A 2,665-nucleotide genomic window follows, 5' to 3' on the forward strand; every position below is an offset into this window, starting at 1 on the left:
ATCCCCCTGGGCCTGCCGGGCACGGACGCCCTGGGCCGGCCCAGGAACTAGCGCGATCAGCCGGCCGGCTTGACCGGCAGGTTCTGCGCCAGGAAGGCCTCGACCTCCTCCAGCATCTTCGTCCGCGTGGCCGAGGTGGAGAGGTAGTGGTCGTCGCCTTCGAGCACCACGCTGCGCACCGGGCGGCCGGCGGCCGTCAGGGCGTCGCGCATGCGCTCGGACTGGGCCGGGGCGACGGTGGTGTCCTGGTCGCCCCAGACCAGCAGCACCGGCGGGGTGGCCTTGCTCACCTGGCGGGCCGGCGAGACCGAGGTCAGGGCGGCGGGGTCCTTGAAGGTCGTGCCCATCTGGCTGCGCCAGTAGCGCAGGCTGTCGGAGGCGCCGCCATAGGCGGTGACCGTCTCGCCCAGCATCTGCGGCAGGTCCGAGACGCCGTTGACCGACACCGCGCAGCGATAGGCGGTCGGGTTGAGGGTGGCCCCGGCCAGGGCCGAATAGCCGCCGAAGCTGGCCCCGACGATGCAGACGCGGGCCGGATCGACCACGCCGTCCTTGGCCAGCTGGGCGACGCCGTCCAGCAGGTCGGTCTGGATCTTGCCGCCCCACTCGCGCTCGCCGGCCTTCTCGAAGGTCCTGCCGAAGCCGGCCGAGCCGCGGAACTGCGGCTGCAGCACCGCATAGCCGCGCGTGGCCAGGAACTGCGCCCACCAGTCGAAGTCGTAGCCGTCGCGCGAGGCCGGGCCGCCGTGCGGCAGGACGATCAGCGGCAGCTTGCCGCCTTCGGGCGGCGCGCCCGGCGGCAGGGTCAGATAGGCCGGGATCTCCAGGCCGTCGCGGGCCTTGTAGGTCAGCCAGCGGGTCTGGCCCAGCGGCGCGTCCTTGAGCTCCGGATAGGCCTCGCCGAGGGGAGAGATCTCCTTGCGGGCCTTGTCGAACAGGTACCAGACGGGCGGCGTGCCGGGCGAGGCGACGCGCGCCACGAAGCGCACGCGATCGCGCGACCAGCCGGTCAGCGACACGTCCTGGCCCTTGAAGGCCCGGCTCAGGGCGCCGTGGACGGCGCCGACCTGCGGGTCCAGCCATTCGTAGACCGGCCGCTCGCGGCACGAAACGATCGCCACCGGCGTGGTCAGGGCCGGATCCCAGACCAGGCCGATGTCGGAGCCCTGGATCGGCTTGCCGCGCGGCGCGGTCACGCCGTCGGCCAGGCCGATCCGCACGACCTGAGCGCCGCCGTCGGGCGCGGCCTGCACCATGTAGACGGCGTCCTCGGCGTCGGAATAGCCGAGATAGGTGCGGATATCCTCCTCGCGGTCGGTGGCGACCAGGGTGCGCCAGTTCCTCTGGCCCTTGGCGCGCACCAGCAGCTTGAAGTCGTGCCTGAGCATGTCCTGGTCGATGCGCACGCGCGCCTCGCCGGCCCGGTCGACGTCCCAGGTGGTGGTGTCGGGCGAGCCGCGCTCGGCGATCTCGCCGCGGCCCTTGACCACGTCGGCGCGGAACAGGGTCTGGACCAGCGGGTTGACCGCTTCCTTGCGGACCAGCCGGGTGCCGAGATTGCCTTCGGGCGTGGGGATGTAGTCGAGGCCCTGCACCAGGACCTTGGGCCTGTCGCCCTCGACGACGCCGAGCACGGGCTGGCTGATGGCGTAGGCCGAGGCGGTCTCGCCCTCGAGCAGGCTGCTGACGATCTTACCCTTGGCGTCGACGACGAGGTTGCGCTCGAACCGGTAGGCGTTGCGCGCCCCAACGCGCTTCCAGATCGCGGTGCCGACCAGGGCGTAGTCCTCGCCGACCCAGCGCACGCCGACGGTCTGGATGTCGCCCAGGGCGAGAATGGCTTCACCCGCCTGGTCGATGGTCGCGAAGCGGACCGTGCGCGCGGCGGGCGCGCCGCCGAGGATGGCCAGCTTGTCGCCGGCCGGCGACATCGACACCGTCTGCACGGCCGGCAGCCGGCCGAAGGCCGAGGCGGGCGGCGTCTGGGCGCTCGCAGTCTGTCCCAGGGCCGCCAGAACCGCGGCCACGCCCCACACGATACGCTTCGTCATACGCCCCAACGCCCCGACAGAGATTACTCGCCCCCGGCGATGCGCGCGGGAGCGGTCGCACTCAGAGCGAGTAGCCGGAGCGCCGTCAAGCGCAAGGTGAAGCTTTATCTCCGCCCGGCGCTCAACCGGCCCGGCGGAACGAGGCCGAGGCGGGCGTGGTGCGGAAGCGGGCGACCAGGCCCGACAGCTCGTCGGCGGCCGAGACGAGGTTGCGGCTGTCGCCGGCCGAGCGGCTGATCAGGGCGGCGTTGCGCTGGGCGCCCTGGTCCATCTGGTTGACGGCGGTGTTGACCTGCGAGAGGCCCGCCGACTGCTCCTGGGCGCCGGCCGCGATCTCGCTGACGATGCCGTCGATGGCCTCGACCTGGGCGACGATCTTCTGCAGGGCCTCGCCGGTGCGGCCGACCAGCTTCACCCCGGCCTCGACTTGGCGGGCGGAGTCGGCGATGTGGACCTTGATCTCCTTGGCCGCCTCGGCCGAGCGCTGGGCCAGGGCGCGGACTTCCTGGGCGACGACGGCGAAGCCCTTGCCCGCGTCGCCGGCGCGAGCCGCTTCCACCCCGGCGTTGAGCGCCAGGAGGTTGGTCTGGAAGGCGATCTCGTCGATCACGCCG

General features: G+C 72.5%; 2 protein-coding genes. Both read right to left on the reverse strand.

Translation table 11 applies throughout. The annotated features are described in order from the left end of the window. Positions 1-56 precede the first annotated feature (56 nt). Positions 57-2,051, reverse strand: a complete 1,995-nt coding sequence (locus DMC18_RS24820; RefSeq protein WP_110121626.1) for a S9 family peptidase — start codon at positions 2,049-2,051, stop codon at positions 57-59. Positions 2,052-2,172: 121 nt separating this feature from the next. Next, a partial coding sequence (locus tag DMC18_RS24825; protein ID WP_233248290.1) for a methyl-accepting chemotaxis protein occupies positions 2,173-2,665 on the reverse strand: 493 nt, incomplete at its 5' end.

It is taken from the genome of Caulobacter sp. D5, assembly GCF_003185805.1.
GTDB lineage: Bacteria > Pseudomonadota > Alphaproteobacteria > Caulobacterales > Caulobacteraceae > Caulobacter.